The following is a 15,263-nucleotide window of genomic DNA, read 5'->3' as shown; positions in this document are numbered from 1 at the left end:
GAAAGAGAGAACATGCAAACTATTCAATTGTTCGAACCGGGTGTCACAGACAGGATTCAAAATCCACTCGACCTGCTCAGGCGTTGTGGCGGCTACTACAAGTGCCCAAAAGATCCTGGCGGGAAACGCCTCGGACCACTCGTCGGCTATGCTGGACGATACGAGGCTGAGAAATTGCAGTATGTCGGTGACGAGTATGTCAACTTCGCAAAGGCGGAGCGGCATGCGCCGATCCTGAAGCATTTGGCCGGGCAGCTTATCAGCGACATTTGGGACCGAGACCTCGGACCCACCTTAAAGGTGTCGGCTGGTTTTATCGGTGCACCGGAGGGTGGCAAGGCATTGGCCTGCGCTCTCGCTCAAGCTGCAGGGAGGATTGACGACGAGTATATGAGACAATACATCTTTCCCGAGAAGGTGATCACTGCTGTCGCCACTCCGAATTCTCGCGAAGTCTCCAAGCTCGTCTTCGATCGTCACGAACCCGAAGCGGGCGAATTCTGGTGGATCACTGAGGACGTGTGCAACAACTTCAGCACGACGGCGGAGCTCGTTGCCCTCATCGAAAGTCATGGTGCCCACGTTGCTGGCATCCTCTGCTTCCTCAATCGCTCGCTCGATGTGGAGAAGGAGTTTAGCCCTCGGGTCGGGTTGACCTTGCCGGTCATTCCGCTGGTTCGTCAGCGCATCATGCAATACCAGCAGGACGACGTGTTCGTGGCCGCTGATGTGGCTGCGAGGAATGTCGTCTGGAAGCCGAAAAAGCGCGAAGAATGGCAGAAGCTTGCCGCCGCGATGGAGGCAGCTCGCAAAGGCTGATTGTTGTCTAGTCGTGAGTCAATGGCCGCAGGGGTTACTCCTTGCGGCTTTTCTATTGGTTAAGTAGTCTTTTTTCCACCAATCTTCTCCAAAAACCCTCTGACCTTTTTTAAGATGGCCGCATCCGTCCCGCTCTCAAACCACTGAATATGTTTGTTCCTTTTGAACCACGCAAGCTGGCGTTTGGCGTAGTGCCAGATCTCGAAGCCGAGACGATCGATCATTTTTTCGCGAGTGATTTTCTGCTGAAGAAATAGCGCAAGATATCGATATTCGAGTCCGAGCTCCTCCATGCGTTTCCACGACAGGCCGCCGTCATACAGGGCACGCGCTTCGTCGACCATGCCTTGTTTGTCGATACGTTCGATGAGGCGTGTCTGTATTTTCGCACGCAGTGTCTCTGTGTCGGGATTGACGCCGATGAAGATGGGGTCGTATGGCGAGCTGTTCTCTGTATTTTCCATACTTGAAATTTTAGGCACTTTTCCGAGTGCTGTTGCAATCTCGATCGCTCGAATCACGCGTCGCAGGTTGTGTTGGTCAATTGCTTCTGCGCGCTCTGGGTCGAGCTCTTTTAGTTGTGCAAATAGCGCTGCCGGATCTTTTTTGCCGATTTTAGCGAGCTCTGCGCGAAGCTTTGGATTGGGTGGTACATCAGGAAATACGATACCATCCACGAGCGCGTCGATATAGAAGCCGGTGCCGCCGCAGATGATCGGCAGCTTGCCGCGCTTCGCGATGTCCGCGATCGCCTTTGCGGCGAGCTTCTTGTATCGCTCGACGGTGAATTTTCGCAACGGGGAAGCGACATCGAGGAGGTGGTGCCGCACGCCCTGCATTTCGACAGCCGTGATCTTGCCAGTGCCAACATCGAGACCTTTGTATACCTGACGCGAATCCGCCGAAATCACCTCGCCGTCAAGCTGCTTCGCTAGGTGCACCGCTAAATCGCTCTTGCCAGAAGCGGTCGGACCGACGATCACAAGAATCTTTATTTTTTCTAACTCAGACATTTTTAGTACTGTTGATTATACACACCACATAATTTTAAGCGAGGATAGGTGCGGACCGCTCTTCTTTTTGAGAAAATATATGTGTGAAAAAAGACTATCCGCAGTGGCATCAGAAAAAGACCATTCTCAATGATAGAAAGGATATCGATACCCTGTTTTTTCGTGAGAAAGAGGTGTGGTGGATCGCACTTGGTGCAAACATCGGCTTTGAGCAGGATGGAAAGGGTGACGAATTCCGACGACCTGTTTTAATATTAAAAAAGTTCAATAAATACCTCGTACTAATCGTGCCACTCACTACTAAAATTAAAAAGGACAATAAATACTACGTCGCTTGTTCGATATCTAATGACGACCTCGCGCGCATGGCGATTATTTCCCAAGTTCGTCCCGTGGATACGAAGCGTTTTATCGACAAGTTGGGTGTTGCAACTGACGATTCTTTTATGCAAATCAAAAACGCAATCAAAGCGATGCTCTGACTGCGTTTCCGAACTTTTCTGATCCCTTGCGGGACCGAGCCTTACGGCCATTTGTACCTATAGTATAGGTGACTTCTGTGGGGAAGTCAAATGACTATTCACTACACAATAAGTTGGTGCCGGAGGTGGGACTTGAACCCACACGTCTTGCGACACACGATTTTGAGTCGTGCATGACTGCCATTCCATCACTCCGGCATATCTTCGAAAAACCTAGCCCAGTGTAGCAATTTTGGGCAAAAAATCAATTTTCGCGAGACAAGGCCAGGTCGTAAGCGACAACGGGCGGCGCCTCGCGATATGCACACGCCTGTGCCACTCCTCTTGCCAACGCATGCTAGAATATCTCGTATGACCCCTCCCGCATCACAATTCTTCAGCGACTCCATTTTTTGGATCGATATCGACAAGGTACGCCCGAATCCTTTCCAGCCGCGCAAGGAATTCGACGAACTGCGCCTCAAAGACCTCGCTGAATCCATCCGCATGTACGGCATCCTTCAGCCGCTTGTGGTGACGCGCAAGGAAGTAGTGAAAGCTGACGGCGGTCTCTCCACCGAATACGAGCTCATTTCCGGCGAGCGCCGTCTCCGCGCTTCGAAAATCGCCGGCCTCAGCCAGGTGCCGACCCTCATCCGCGCTTCTGAAGAGAGCGACCGCGTGAAGCTTGAGCTAGCCATCATTGAAAACCTCCAGCGCGAGGACCTCAATGCTGTGGACCGTGCCCGCGCTTTCCAGCGCCTTGTCGAAGAGTTCAAGTTCAAACACGGCCAGATCGCCGAGAAGATGGGCAAGAGCCGAGAATATGTCAGCAACACACTCCGCCTGCTTTCGATGCCACCAGAATTGCTCGAAGCGCTTTCCATGGGTCGCATTTCTGAAGGTCACGCGCGTCCGCTGATGATGCTCAATGATCGTCCGGAGGAGCAATTGGTATTGTTCAAGGAGATCATTTTGAAAAAGCTCACCGTGCGTGAGGCTGAGGCGATCGCCCGACGTGTTGCCTTTGACAAGATTCGCAAGAAGGAGCGCATGATCGCGCCGGACATTATCGAAATGGAGGAGAAGCTCACCGAAACCCTCGGCACCCGTGTGCATATCGAACAGCGCGACAAAGGCGGCAAGATCACTATTGATTATTTCGGCCCGGACGATCTGCGTACACTCATGGAGCTGATCCACAAGAAGACGGCGGCTGGGGTGGTTTCCGTTGCACCGATCCAGGTGCCTGTCGTCTCAGAAATTTCTGCGGTGATAGCAGAGCCAGAAGTCGGAACAGAAGCACCTGTCGACGACCGCAGTGTTGATGAGAAGAAGGCGGATGAAAATGACGACAATTTGTACTCAGTGAATAATTTTGTGGTCTAAGAAAAACAGCGGGCCTTGCGGTCCGCTGTCGTGCTGGAGGTCGTTGTGTGGTTGTTCACAGCCTTACGAGGGAACTTTCCTCGTCTCCTGCGAGGTCTGCTTCTTCTGCCAGGACTTCCCAGAAGCCGAGTGCCTTCACATTTGCCTTGAGGGCGTGGAGGAAGATGAAGCCGTGCGGGTCGCTCACGAGAAACGTGTTCGTGGACGAGCTATGGAAGAAACGGGCGACGCCAGCGAAGACGTTTTCCGTGATCCGGATCATTGCGTCGGCCTTTTCGTAGTTTGGGCCGGAATCAACGATCAAATGCGAGCTGTTGCGGATGCCGAAGCGGACTCTGGACAAGTCCGCCTGGACCATCGCAGTTTCGCGCAGCATCATCGCCAAGTTCCTGCGCACTTCGGCGCGGTAGCTTTCGGAACCTTGCTTCCGCCACCCAGTCTCGACCATGAGGTCGTAGAGGGTGGGGAGGCTGGAGGTCATGCCGAAGGTGTTTCTCCAGGCTTCGTGGCTGCCGATAACCTTGAGGCCGTCGACCGCGCATTGGGCAACGGTGGCATTGAAGACTTGTCTGACAGCCTCGTGGGCTTGGTAGGCTTCCTCGGGCGTATAGGCACTCAAGAAGATGGGGACGTTCTCCCACTTGAACTTCGGTGCGGTCGTCGGCCCGGGCGTTTGCAGCCGAGTTGGGACGACGAGCTCAAGGTCCGCGTCTCCGCGGGCTGGTGGTAAAAGAGCGGTCATAGAGGATGTTCTGCGTGCTAAGGGTTGCGGTTGACTGCCAAGTATAATAGCATAAATTGCCACATTTCGTCAAATGTGGTGAAATCCGAGGTGTTGATAACTTTTGCGGCTAGTGGTGCGTCTCTACACCAACTTGTGCGGATTGTGATTCGGACAGGTTTTGTCGGAGCAGCGTTCTGGGATGGTCTTGGTACCGGCCATCATGAGGGCGCCGCAGGGGGTTAAACCTTTGCCATCGCCTTTGTCGCGACCATGTGAGCAGATATTGCCGGTCGGCTTGGCCTTGATCGCGTTCTTGCACTTCGGATAGTTGGAGCAACTGTAGAAAAGTCCAAAGCGACCGCGGCGTTCGGTCATCATTCCAGTGCCGCACATTGGGCAGGCGACGCCGGTGGAGTTTTGGCGCTCTAGCTCTGCGTCTTTCTTGATGAACTTGCACTTCGGATACAGGTTGCAGCAAATGAATTTGCCAAACCGGCCTTCGCGCTCGATGAGTTTGCCCTTGCCGCATTCTGGGCAAGCTTCGCCGGTTTCTTTCGGTCCTGCCAGCTCCTTGCCTTCAAATGTGCGCGCTCCAGTACAGTCCGGGAACTTCGCGCAACTCAAAAACTTGCCGGTACGTCCGAGTTTAATGATCATGTCACCGCCGCAGACAGGGCACTTGAATTCATCGGGCGCGGCACCGAGGTCGGTGGCCTTCGCGGTCTTTTCTTTGGCCTTGATATCTTTTTGAAACGGCGTATAGAAATTCTTTAGCGTTTTTTCATACTCCGCCTTTCCAAGCGCGATATCGTCGAGCTTGTCTTCCATGTCGGCGGTGAAGGTGTCGCTGATGTATTCGGCAAAATTGTTTTCCAGGAACGAGCTCACCACGTCACCTGTGTCGGTGGGCTTGAGGGCTTTTTGCTCCTTCACAACATACTCGCGTTCCTCAATAGTCTTGATGATGGACGCGTAGGTCGATGGTCGGCCGATGCCACGCTTTTCGAGCTCTTTCACGAGGCCGGCTTCGGAGTATCGGCCCGGTGGTTCGGTGGTTTTGGCGTCGGTCTTCATGGCGATGAGCGACAGCGCTTCGTCTTTTGACACTTTCGGTACTTCAACATCCTCGCCGCGAGCTTCTGGGTCGGCAGCAATCCAACCTGGGAAAAGAACACGTGAGCCATTGATGGTGAAGTCGGGAATCTCCTTTGCCCCGAGCTTCGCAAGCACTTCCGCCGTAATATTGGCGGTGACCTTGGTGCGCATAATGCGTGCGTCCGACATTTGTGAGGCGACAGTGCGCTGCCAGATCAATTCATAGAGTGCCTCCTGCTCGGGTGCGGAGCCAGCAGTGCGTTGGCCGATGTTGGTCGGACGGATCGCTTCGTGCGCCTCTTGAGCGTTCTTGCTTTTGGTCGTGAAGACACGCGGATTAAGATACTCCTTGCCCCAAGTGCTCTCGATGGTCGAGTAAATCTGCGTCAAAGCTTGCTGGCTGAGGTTAGTGCTGTCAGTACGCATGTAGCTGATGTGGCCTGCTTCGTACAGCTTCTGGGCGATACCCATGGTGCGGGAAGGAGCGTAGCCGAGTCGTGAGCTCGCGGCTTGTTGGAGAGTGGAAGTGATGAATGGCGCTTTTGGCGAACGCTTGGTGTCGGTTTCGGAAATGCCGGAGATGTACCAGCCGTTTTCTTCGCCCGCTTTGGTGCCGACGTCCACGATACGCTCCATTTCTTTCTGATCGCGCGGCTCTTCGACGCAGGTCACGGTGAAGGCCGGAGCGGTGGTGCCTTTTGAGGTGGTCGCTGGCTGTACTTCAGCACTGATCACCCAAAACGCTTCGGGGATGAAGGCGCGAATCTCGCGCTCGCGCTCCATGATGATGCGCAAGGCGGGGGATTGTACGCGACCAGCAGAAAGGCCGTATCTCACCTTCTTCCAGATGAGGCCGGAAAGGTCATATCCCACGAGTCGGTCGAGTACGCGGCGGGCTTCTTGGGCACGACGCAGATTTTCGTCGATGTCGCGCGGATGTTCCATCGCTTCTTTCACCGCATCCTTGGTGATTTCGTGGAAGACGATACGTTTTGGGTTTTTTAATTTCAACGCCTCCTTAATGTGCCAAGCAATAGCCTCGCCTTCTCGATCGGGGTCGGTGGCGAGGAGGACTTCTTCAGCGGTCTTGGCGAGCTCGGCCAATTCGGCGACGACTTTTTCTTTGCCTTTGGAAATTTCGTAGTGGGGGATAAAGCCGCCAGGGATGTCGATGGCCTTCTTGTTGTTTTTTGGGAGGTCACGCACGTGTCCAACCGACGCACGCACGGTGTACTCGCCGTCGAGATATTTAGAAATAGTCTTCGCTTTCGCCGGAGACTCGACGATGAGCAACTTTTTGCCGGTTTTTCGAGCAAAGCCGTGTGTCGCAGGCGCATCTTCCGCCATCGCCTTTATTTTTCCGGAAGATTTTTTTGTTGAACTTTTTTGTGGCATTGAAGCTAAGTATTACATTAAGGAGTGGAGCGTGGCAAGTACGAGGTGTGTTCGTGGAGCGTAGTATAATAGAAAGTGTTATGAATAATTCAATCAAACTCATCATCACGCTCATCGTTCCACAGCTCGCTGGCCTCATCGGCGCTCTATTCACTACGCCGAACATCGACGGTTGGTATGCGGGCATCGTGAAGCCGATGATCAATCCGTCGGCGTGGGTGTTTGGGCCGGTCTGGACGACACTCTTTGTACTCATGGGTATCGCCGCGTATATAGTGTGGCGGAAAGGGCTGGAGCGTAGGGAAGTGAAGATCGCTCTCGGTCTCTTTCTCGGTCAGCTCGTGCTCAATACCCTGTGGTCGATCATCTTTTTCGGCATGCAGAGCCCAGGCGCCGCTTTTGTTGAGCTCGTCTTTTTGTGGGTCGCTATCGTCGCTTCAATCGTCGCCTTCGCGAAGGTCTCGCGGCCAGCTGCTTGGCTTCTCGCCCCCTACATCCTCTGGGTGAGCTTTGCGGGGTACCTAAATTTCAGTATTTGGATGTTGAATTAGGCGGCGGTGGTGGAGAGCGCAGGATGTCGTGCTGGCGAAGGTGAAAAGTGATACGATACTCGTATTGAAGTCGACGTAGGGTAATGGGAGGCGCTGATATGCAAGACAATCCACCAAACAATGGAATAATTATTTACGAAGGCACCGAGGGCAAGCCTCGTCTTGAGGTGCGCATGCAGGGCGAGACGGTGTGGCTTAATCAGGATCAGCTTGCCGAACTATTCAATAAAGGCCGTTCAACTATCGCAGAGCACATACTTAATATCTTTAGAGAGGGTGAATTGGATGAGAGGGTGGTATGTCGGGAATTCCGACGAACCACAGAACACGGCGCTATAAAGGGAAAAACGCAAGAAGTATCAGTGAGGCACTACAATTTGGATGTCGTTATATCGGTTGGGTACCGCGTAAATTCCGTACAGGGCACACATTTTCGCCAGTGGGCCACAGCACGGCTTAGGGAGTATATCGTCAAAGGTTTTGCAATGGACGACGAACGTCTGAAGGATCTCGGTGGCGGTGGATATTGGAAAGAGCTCCTGGCTCGCATCCGCGACATTCGCAGCAGCGAGAAAGTATTTTATCGCCAAATTTTGGATATCTACGCTACGAGCATCGACTATGATGCCCGAGCCGAGACCTCTATAGAATTTTTCAAAAAGATCCAAAATAAAGTCCACTGCGCCGTGCATGGGCAGACGGCAGCGGAAGTTATTTATAGCCGAGCTGATGCCGAAAAGGATTTTATGGGCCTGACGACCTTTGCTGGCTCGAAACCGCAACTCAAGGATGTGGCGATCGCTAAGAATTATTTGAATGAGAAAGAGCTGCGCGCACTCGGGCAGATTGTTTCCGGATATCTCGACTTCGCCGAGCGTCAAGCTGAGCGGGAGATTCCGATGAAAATGGTAGACTGGGCGAAGCACCTCGATGGGATACTCGCTTCCACTGGCGAACAGTTGTTGTCCGGCGCAGGAGCGGTGAGTCATGAGCAGGCGGTGGATAAAGCCACTGTCGAGTACCGGAAATATCAACAAAAGACACTGAGCGATGTCGAAAAAGCGTACTTGGATGCTATGGTTGGCGTGCAGAAAAGGGTTGAGAAGAGGGTGGGGGAGGGGAATAATGAGAAATAAATATATGAAAAACATTATCGATCTAACAAAGAGAATAATTGCTTTTCGTGACGCAAGAGATTGGAAGCAATTCCACAATCCTAAAGATGTCGCCCTTTCTCTTGTTTTGGAGGCTGGTGAAGTAATGGAACATTTTCAGTGGAAAAATAAGGAAGAGATGGAAAAATATGTAAAAGAAAACAAAGTCGCTATAGGAGAAGAATTGGCAGACGTTTTGTACTGGGTTCTACTCATGAGTCACGATTTAAATATCGATGTACTAAATGCACTTGAAAAGAAAATTAGAGTTAATGAAGAAAAATATCCGGTTGAGAAAGCTAAAGGAAAACATACTAAGTATAATAAACTTTAGAATATGTCAGAAATAGTAAAATTTCCATTCAGTTCATCTGGCGTAGAGAAAATACGTAACTATAAGTACGGTAGTGATTGGCCAGTTGTTTATCTAATAGAAAACGGAAAAGAACTCTATGTTGGAGAAACAATTAGAGCTTATGCTAGAACGAAGCAGCATTTAGAGAATGGGGCCCGGAAGCAATTAAAGACCATTCACGTTATTTCTGACGACGAATTTAATAAATCAGCGACTCTCGACACGGAATCTTCATTGATTGAGTATTTGGTGGCCGACGGTAAGTATATTCTTCAGAACGGAAACGGAGGTTTGCAAAATCATGATTATTTTGACCGTGAACGATATCGAGGGAAGTTTGAGTTATTGTGGAAAAAACTACAAGAATTAAAGATTGCAAGGAATGACCTGCTGCAAATTCGCAATAGCGATCTTTTTAAGTATTCTCCATATAAAACTCTCACAGACGATCAATACTTGATTGCTTCAAAGCTACTAGAATATTTTAGAGGGGATAAGAGACAGTCCTATATTATTCATGGCGGGCCAGGTACTGGCAAGACTATTTTAGCTACTTACTTAGTTAAGCAGTTGGTTCAGGAAGGTAGAAAAGACATTGCGCTGGTAATTGCTATGGTTTCTTTAAGAAAGACGCTAAAGAAAGTATTTAGAAGTATTCCAGGCCTAAGTCCAAACATGGTAATTGGTCCAAACGAGGTCGCGAATCAGAAATACGACATTTTGATCGTCGATGAAACACATCGTCTACATCAAAGAAGGAATATTCCAAACTACGGGACATTTGATACAACCAATAAAAGTTTTGGCTTGGGGAATGAGGGGACAGAACTCGATTGGATACTAAAATCAGCGAGCCACGTCGTACTCTTTTATGACGAAAGACAATCTGTGAGGCCTTCTGATATTTCGATGCGGAAGGTTTTAGAATCCAATCCAATAAGTTTTGAACTTAAGACACAGATGCGTGTAAGAGGAGGACGAGAATACCTTGATTTCATCGATCACTTAATGGAAAGTAAGGTGAGCACGAGAGCTGATTTTTCGGAATATGATTTTAAAGTTTACAGTGATCTGGGGCAAATGGTAATTGATATCAAAAAACAAGAAAAAATTCACACCCTGTCTCGCTTAGTGGCAGGGTACGCATGGAAGTGGGTATCAAGAAATGATGTAAAAGTGCCAGATATTGTTATAGGAGATATTAAGTTATTTTGGAATAGTAAAATTCACGACTGGGTGAATTCTCCTAATGCCATCAATGAAGTGGGTTGCATCCATACAATTCAAGGATACGATCTAAACTACGCTGGAGTTATAATTGGCCCTGAAATGTCTTATGATCCGATCAGTAAAAAGATCGTAGTCGATAAAACTAAGTACCTAGATTCAAATGGACATAGAGGAGTAGATGATCCAGAGGAGTTAAAAAGATATGTTATTAATATTTATAAAACGTTGCTAACAAGAGGAATCCTCGGTACGTACGTTTATATTACTGACGATAATTTAAGAGATTACTTTAAAGAGCATGTTAGCTTGAGTGCAGGTGAAGGAGTACTAAAAGATAATAATACATCAATAGAATCTCCATATGTTAGTGGCTTTATAAACGTTCCTTTGTTTGATTCTGTTGGATGCGGAGAGCTTATGTTTGCTGATTCTACCGTACAAGAAATGATTCCTGTTAAAAGTGAGCTAATGTCTAAAGGTTCAAAGTATTTCGTTTTGAGAACTTCTGGTGACTCAATGAATCAAGTCGGAATTAATGATGGAGATTTAGTTCTGTGTCGAAAAAATTATCATCCAGAAGAGGGGAACAATGTGGTGGCACTTATTGGAGATGATGCAACTATAAAAGAATATCGTCGTGAGGGCGGTGTTGTGGTCTTAAAACCTCGATCGAGTAATTCAAAACACAAACCATTGAAGTTTACGAGTAATGAAGAGGTTGGGGTGCAAGGTGTGGTTGTTTGTGTCATAAAAGAATAATTATAGAGCGGTTTTATCACGTTACTGCATTCTTCGTATCAGACTTGTAAAATAACCCACCAAACCTGCTTGACTTCTTTACATCCATTGCATATACTTGATGCATGAGCAACAAGTATATGCAAAAGGTGAAGGAGTTTCGCCTCAAGAATAATCTTTCGCAAGAGCAGATGGCGAAGGCTATTGGCGTGTCGCGGCCTACCTATACGGCTATTGAGTCTGGCAAGCAAACATTGAGCGCAGAAGAAGCACAAAAGCTAGCCTCGATGCTCGGGATCACTGTCGACGAGCTTCTGTCGGGCAACATCGCGAACATTGCCAAGTACAAGCACATGATCTTGACCTACTTGAGAATGAATCTTACCAGCAAGGCCGACAATAAAATTCCTAAGACAAAGCTCGCCAAGCTGCTCTATCTCGCTGATTTCGCTTGGTACTACGATCATTCGCAAAGTATGAGCGGCATGCAGTATCGAAGGATTGAATACGGTCCGGTACCAGACACTTTTTTCCGTGCTATCGATGAGCTCGAAGAGGCAGGGAAGATCGTCGTGGAAAGAAAGACCGACAACGGCAAAGAAATGTTTTTGATCAGCGAATCGGAGAGCAATACCAATGAAAAGATCAACGACCTCTCTATCGATGAGGTGAAGCTCATGAAAGAGATCGGTAAGAAATGGAAAGATAAAAAAACGGGCGAAATTGTGAATTTCACTCACAACCAACTTCCATATGCTATCTGCCGGCCGGACGAGATTATTCCCTATGAGCTGATCACCCAGGAGGACCCGGAAATGGTTTTCTAGTACATGTATGCAGGGAAACTATTCTGTACGAATTGAACCTTTTGCGGAAAGGCACTTTATCAAAGGTTTTGAGAAGAAGTACAAAGGTCATTGGGAAGTGACTCTGAGAGCTATTATTGCTGGGCTTGAGCGTATTGATCTCCTCATCACTACCAGCAGGGCTGAGACGATCTGTGATGTCGAGGGTATTAAGATCGTGAAGACTGAATTTCGAGTCGATCGGACCAAGGAATCTGCAAGGACATCGGGTAATCGGTGTATTGTGGCGTGGCATGAAGAAAAACAATGTGTCAGCGTGCTACTCGTCTATGGCAAAACCGACATCGCCAGTCACAACGAAACGGCTGAGTGGCAGAGAATCGTGAGGGAGAATTATCGAGAATATAAGCATCTATTTTAATATGTTCCTACTCTCAAAAACCAACTTCCTCACCTGCCTTGATTGCGCTAAGAACGCCTGGCTGAAAATCCACCGACCGGATATATATAAAAAATACCCGCTCTCGGCTTTTGAGTTGAACATTATTGATACTGGCAACCAGATCGACGAGCTGGCGCGAGGGTTGTTTCCCGGCGGAGTGCTGGTCGAGTTTCGCGACGATACCGAGCTGACCAAAAAGCTCATGGCCGCCAAAACCGCCGTCATCTATCAGCCGGTGTTTGCCACGGAAAAATTCATCACTGCTTCCGACATGTTGGTATGGAATGACTCCACGAGCGCATACGACCTATATGAGGTGAAATCCTCGACATCTTCAGAAGGAGGAGGTGAGGGTCGAAAAACTGAAGAGTATCTAATCGACATTGCTTTTCAAAAAAATATCTTGGATGATCTGGGTATTAGGATGGGTACGCTCAGTCTCATCCGGCTCAACAAGGAGTACGTGCGGGCCGGAGATCTGGATCTCAAGCAGCTGTTCATTGTTGAGGATATGACAGAGCAGGTGAATGAAAAGCTTGGGGAGGTGAGACACAAGATGGATGGCGCATACGAGCGGCTCGCGAGTGAAAAAGAGCCGGCGGGGCATTGCGACTGTATTCTCAAGGGTTGGAACGCGCACTGCACCACCTCGGCATATTCCAATGCTGATCTGCCGGAGTATCCTGTCCACGCGATCGCGCGAATACGAGAGAACAAGCTTGCGGAGCTCGTGGACAACAACATTCTCAGCATTTACGACGTGCCCGAGGACTTTGAATTGTCGGATCCTCAGCGACGGCAGGTGGACACCGCACAGTCTGGTCGGGAGTATATCGACAGCGAGGGTGTTGTGGCTTTTTTGGACACCATGAAATACCCGTTCGCGTTTCTGGATTACGAAACGTATCCTTCGGCGATACCGAAATACAACCAGCACAGGCCATATCAGCAGGTCCCATTTCAGTTTTCGCTGCATGTCGTGAATGCTCACGGCGATGATATGGCGCACTATGATTTTATCTACACGGAGCAAGAGTGTCCTGATAGATATTTTGCTGAAGCGCTGCAGAAGCATCTTCCGAAGACGGGTAGCGTTGTTGTGTGGAATCAGAAATTCGAAAAAGGAATCAATACACAGCTTGGTGAACGCCTGCCGGAATACAAAGCGTTCATGGAAAGTGTGAATAGTCGCGTGGTCGACCTCATGATCCCATTTTCCGGTAAGACTGCGGTGTATGATCACCCTGCATTCAAGGGAAGTGCTTCGATCAAGTATGTGTTGCCCGCATTGGTGCCGCACTTGTCATACAAGGATATGCACATACAGGATGGTGGCGCGGCTTCCGATACGTGGAATCGTATCGTGAGCGGTGAATATTCTGAAAAAGAGAGGGAAATAAAAATTCAGGCGCTCGAAGACTACTGCCACCTCGATACGTTGGCAATGGTGGAGATCTGGAAGGTGCTGGAGAATAGGGTGAAATAATGCTATATTGAAGGCAATGATACCGGCTGTGTTTACGAGACGCAGAAGATAAAGGACCTACTGGCGCTATGGCTCAGCGCTTTATTTTTTCTGCCCTCGTAAGCTAATGGATAGACTGTCTCGATTCTAGCGAGAACGCGGAGGTTCAAATCCTCCCGAGGGTACTTAATTCTATAAAACATGACAACAATCAACAAAACAGCAGACCTAGTTGCCGCCGCTCTCAACAAAGCAGTAAGAACCTCACAATGCGGCGATAATGCTGAGCTGACGATTGATCAGATTCATTTCTTCAAGTTACTCAGAAATCATAAATCAATGCCCTACGTACATAAGGCAACTGTATCCAGGGTGCTATCTAAGAGTCCGTATAAAAAGAAGATTACTCCGCTCGGTATGACAAAGGTATTCTCTGGTAAGACTATCAACAAGTTGAATAATCGTTGGGAATATCGCGACTAGCCCCGCCAGCGTTTTCGAGTACCCTCGGATTTTTCATACTTTCCTCATACTTTCGTATGACAAATCCGTAGGCACTTTTTTGCTCCGCCACCGCCCCCCATTGAAACTTTTTGAGCATTGCCGATCATTTTTTGCGAATTTCGTTGAAACCGGCGACGATCAGTTCCTTTATTTCGAGCAGCGACAGCGTGACGTTGGTCTCCGAAGCGCTCCAGCCAAGCTCGCGAATGATCTCGTCGCGTGTCCTTGGTCGGTCGAGGATTCCGAGCAACATTTTTTCCGCGATGGTGAGGTCAGCGAGTTTTGCTGTGAGAGTATGATTTTTTGTGCCATTCGCTTTGCCTCTGCCGCGTATCTTCTCGACCGCAAACCCCAGCGCCACCAGCACATCGTGTGCACAGGTCACTGGTGTGGCGCCCTTGCCAATGAGATAGTGCGGGCCGGCCGCGTGCTCGGAAAAAATCGAGCCTGGGACGGCGAGGATGTCGCGGTTTTGGTCGGTGGCAAGCTGGCTGGTGATGAGGGTGCCGCTGGGGCGCCTTGCTTCAATCACCAGTGTCGCGTGCGACAGGCCAGACATGATGCGGTTGCGAGCCGGGAAGTGATACGGTGCTGGGCGAGTACCGGGCGGATTTTCCGAGACGAGACAGCCGCCTTCGGCCAGAATACGGCGGGCGATGTGCTGGTTGGAAGGGGGATAGATGGAGTTGTCGTCCAGTCCTGAACCAAGCACTGCGACGGTTTTTAATCCAGCTCTGAGGGCGGCTTCGTGAGCGATGCCGTCGATACCGAGCGCCAGGCCGGATACTATAGTGATGGGGTAGTCGCGAAGTCCTGCGATGATCGCTTCGCAGGCTTCGCGGCCGTATGGCGTGTATTGCCGGGAGCCAATGACGCAGAGTAGCTTGTGGCCGCGACCCCGATTTCCTCCCGCGGTGTTCGCGGCGCCTTCGACGTACCTATGCAGTAGGCTCTCGTCCCCTCTACTATAGAGTCGCTTTGGTCGGCCGGTAATCTCTGCGAGCTGGCGGGGCAGTTGGTCGACTGAAAGTTGGCGAATCGGGTATTTTTCCGGATTTTTGTGTTCCATTCCGCAATTCTACGATTTCTGATATGATAAAAACAAGTAAAAACTTCATTTTT

The 15,263-nt window shown here is 49.6% G+C and carries 15 protein-coding genes and 2 tRNA genes; 12 read left to right on the top strand and 5 right to left on the bottom strand.

The features are described from left to right. Nucleotides 1-12: 12 nt before the first annotated feature. Nucleotides 13-819, top strand: a complete 807-nt coding sequence (locus tag AAB391_01505; protein MEK7644987.1) for a hypothetical protein — start codon at nt 13-15, stop codon at nt 817-819. A 59-nt stretch (nt 820-878) separates the two neighbouring features. On the opposite strand, the gene miaA is transcribed toward AAB391_01505, so the two are convergent. After that, complete coding sequence (miaA, locus tag AAB391_01500) at nt 879-1,832, bottom strand: tRNA (adenosine(37)-N6)-dimethylallyltransferase MiaA (protein ID MEK7644986.1); 954 nt, start codon at nt 1,830-1,832, stop codon at nt 879-881. A gap of 83 nt (nt 1,833-1,915) precedes the next feature. Here miaA and AAB391_01495 point away from each other — a divergent pair, with 83 nt between their 5' ends. Further along, nucleotides 1,916-2,314 (top strand): type II toxin-antitoxin system PemK/MazF family toxin, encoded by a 399-nt coding sequence (locus AAB391_01495; protein ID MEK7644985.1) that lies wholly within the window; start codon nt 1,916-1,918, stop codon nt 2,312-2,314. A gap of 114 nt (nt 2,315-2,428) precedes the next feature. Here the strand turns inward: AAB391_01495 and AAB391_01490 are convergent. Further along, nucleotides 2,429-2,512: transfer RNA gene (locus AAB391_01490), tRNA-Leu, on the bottom strand. 153 nt (nt 2,513-2,665) lie between these two features. On the opposite strand from AAB391_01490, the gene AAB391_01485 reads away from it, so the two are divergent. Then, on the top strand, nt 2,666-3,682 hold the full coding sequence (locus AAB391_01485) for a ParB/RepB/Spo0J family partition protein (protein MEK7644984.1): 1,017 nt from the start codon (nt 2,666-2,668) through the stop codon (nt 3,680-3,682). Between the two features lie 55 nt (nt 3,683-3,737). Here the strand turns inward: AAB391_01485 and AAB391_01480 are convergent, their stop codons facing one another. Then, nucleotides 3,738-4,301, bottom strand: coding sequence for a hypothetical protein (locus AAB391_01480; protein MEK7644983.1), 564 nt, complete (start codon nt 4,299-4,301; stop codon nt 3,738-3,740). Between the two features lie 246 nt (nt 4,302-4,547). After that, entirely contained in the window at nt 4,548-6,896 is a 2,349-nt protein-coding gene (gene topA / locus AAB391_01475) for a type I DNA topoisomerase (GenBank protein MEK7644982.1), read from the bottom strand. An 80-nt stretch (nt 6,897-6,976) separates the two neighbouring features. On the opposite strand from topA, the gene AAB391_01470 reads away from it, so the two are divergent. The 9 genes from AAB391_01470 (at nt 6,977) to AAB391_01430 (ending at nt 14,120) form a co-directional block, all read left to right on the top strand. Continuing rightward, nucleotides 6,977-7,447, top strand: coding sequence for a TspO/MBR family protein (locus AAB391_01470; GenBank protein MEK7644981.1), 471 nt, complete (start codon nt 6,977-6,979; stop codon nt 7,445-7,447). Nucleotides 7,448-7,545: 98 nt separating this feature from the next. Then, complete coding sequence (locus tag AAB391_01465; protein ID MEK7644980.1) at nt 7,546-8,583, top strand: virulence RhuM family protein; 1,038 nt, start codon at nt 7,546-7,548, stop codon at nt 8,581-8,583. Nucleotides 8,584-8,587: 4 nt separating this feature from the next. Then, a complete protein-coding gene (locus AAB391_01460; GenBank protein MEK7644979.1) occupies nt 8,588-8,935 on the top strand; it encodes a nucleotide pyrophosphohydrolase in 348 nt (115 codons plus the stop codon). Between the two features lie 3 nt (nt 8,936-8,938). After that, on the top strand, nt 8,939-10,945 hold the full coding sequence (locus tag AAB391_01455) for a DNA/RNA helicase domain-containing protein (protein MEK7644978.1): 2,007 nt from the start codon (nt 8,939-8,941) through the stop codon (nt 10,943-10,945). Between the two features lie 104 nt (nt 10,946-11,049). Next, nucleotides 11,050-11,751, top strand: a complete 702-nt coding sequence (locus AAB391_01450; GenBank protein ID MEK7644977.1) for a helix-turn-helix domain-containing protein — start codon at nt 11,050-11,052, stop codon at nt 11,749-11,751. 7 nt (nt 11,752-11,758) lie between these two features. Further along, nucleotides 11,759-12,151: a hypothetical protein gene (locus AAB391_01445; protein ID MEK7644976.1), complete on the top strand. Its 393-nt coding sequence runs from the start codon at nt 11,759-11,761 to the stop codon at nt 12,149-12,151. 1 nt (nt 12,152) lies between these two features. Further along, nucleotides 12,153-13,658, top strand: coding sequence for a DUF2779 domain-containing protein (locus tag AAB391_01440; GenBank protein ID MEK7644975.1), 1,506 nt, complete (start codon nt 12,153-12,155; stop codon nt 13,656-13,658). A 92-nt stretch (nt 13,659-13,750) separates the two neighbouring features. Next, nucleotides 13,751-13,822: transfer RNA gene (locus AAB391_01435), tRNA-Arg, on the top strand. Nucleotides 13,823-13,838: 16 nt separating this feature from the next. Next, the gene (locus AAB391_01430; GenBank protein ID MEK7644974.1) at nt 13,839-14,120 is read left to right on the top strand and encodes a hypothetical protein; all 282 of its coding nucleotides are present in this window, start codon (nt 13,839-13,841) and stop codon (nt 14,118-14,120) included. Between the two features lie 124 nt (nt 14,121-14,244). Here AAB391_01430 and dprA read toward each other — a convergent pair whose 3' ends face one another. Beyond that, nucleotides 14,245-15,210 (bottom strand): DNA-processing protein DprA, encoded by a 966-nt coding sequence (dprA, locus tag AAB391_01425; GenBank protein ID MEK7644973.1) that lies wholly within the window; start codon nt 15,208-15,210, stop codon nt 14,245-14,247. Nucleotides 15,211-15,263: the final 53 nt, after the last annotated feature.

This window comes from Patescibacteria group bacterium, assembly GCA_038065315.1.
Classification (GTDB): domain Bacteria; phylum Patescibacteriota; class Minisyncoccia; order Phycocordibacterales; family JBBTRF01; genus JBBTRF01.
The sequence above is the reverse complement of the archived record's forward strand: the minus strand, read 5'-3'. Positions and strand labels throughout refer to the sequence as shown.

What these genes read in the sequence shown, in the direction of transcription:
- miaA (MEK7644986.1), bottom strand. Translation starts at nt 1,832, where the DNA reads ATGTCTGAGTTAGAAAAAATAAAGATTCTTGTGATCGTCGGTCCGACC.
- AAB391_01445 (MEK7644976.1), top strand. Translation starts at nt 11,759, where the DNA reads ATGCAGGGAAACTATTCTGTACGAATTGAACCTTTTGCGGAAAGGCAC.
- AAB391_01465 (MEK7644980.1), top strand. Translation starts at nt 7,546, where the DNA reads ATGCAAGACAATCCACCAAACAATGGAATAATTATTTACGAAGGCACC.
- AAB391_01440 (MEK7644975.1), top strand. Translation starts at nt 12,153, where the DNA reads ATGTTCCTACTCTCAAAAACCAACTTCCTCACCTGCCTTGATTGCGCT.
- AAB391_01430 (MEK7644974.1), top strand. Translation starts at nt 13,839, where the DNA reads ATGACAACAATCAACAAAACAGCAGACCTAGTTGCCGCCGCTCTCAAC.
- AAB391_01485 (MEK7644984.1), top strand. Translation starts at nt 2,666, where the DNA reads ATGACCCCTCCCGCATCACAATTCTTCAGCGACTCCATTTTTTGGATC.
- topA (MEK7644982.1), bottom strand. Translation starts at nt 6,896, where the DNA reads ATGCCACAAAAAAGTTCAACAAAAAAATCTTCCGGAAAAATAAAGGCG.
- AAB391_01505 (MEK7644987.1), top strand. Translation starts at nt 13, where the DNA reads ATGCAAACTATTCAATTGTTCGAACCGGGTGTCACAGACAGGATTCAA.
- dprA (MEK7644973.1), bottom strand. Translation starts at nt 15,210, where the DNA reads ATGGAACACAAAAATCCGGAAAAATACCCGATTCGCCAACTTTCAGTC.
- AAB391_01450 (MEK7644977.1), top strand. Translation starts at nt 11,050, where the DNA reads ATGAGCAACAAGTATATGCAAAAGGTGAAGGAGTTTCGCCTCAAGAAT.
- AAB391_01455 (MEK7644978.1), top strand. Translation starts at nt 8,939, where the DNA reads ATGTCAGAAATAGTAAAATTTCCATTCAGTTCATCTGGCGTAGAGAAA.
- AAB391_01470 (MEK7644981.1), top strand. Translation starts at nt 6,977, where the DNA reads ATGAATAATTCAATCAAACTCATCATCACGCTCATCGTTCCACAGCTC.
- AAB391_01460 (MEK7644979.1), top strand. Translation starts at nt 8,588, where the DNA reads ATGAAAAACATTATCGATCTAACAAAGAGAATAATTGCTTTTCGTGAC.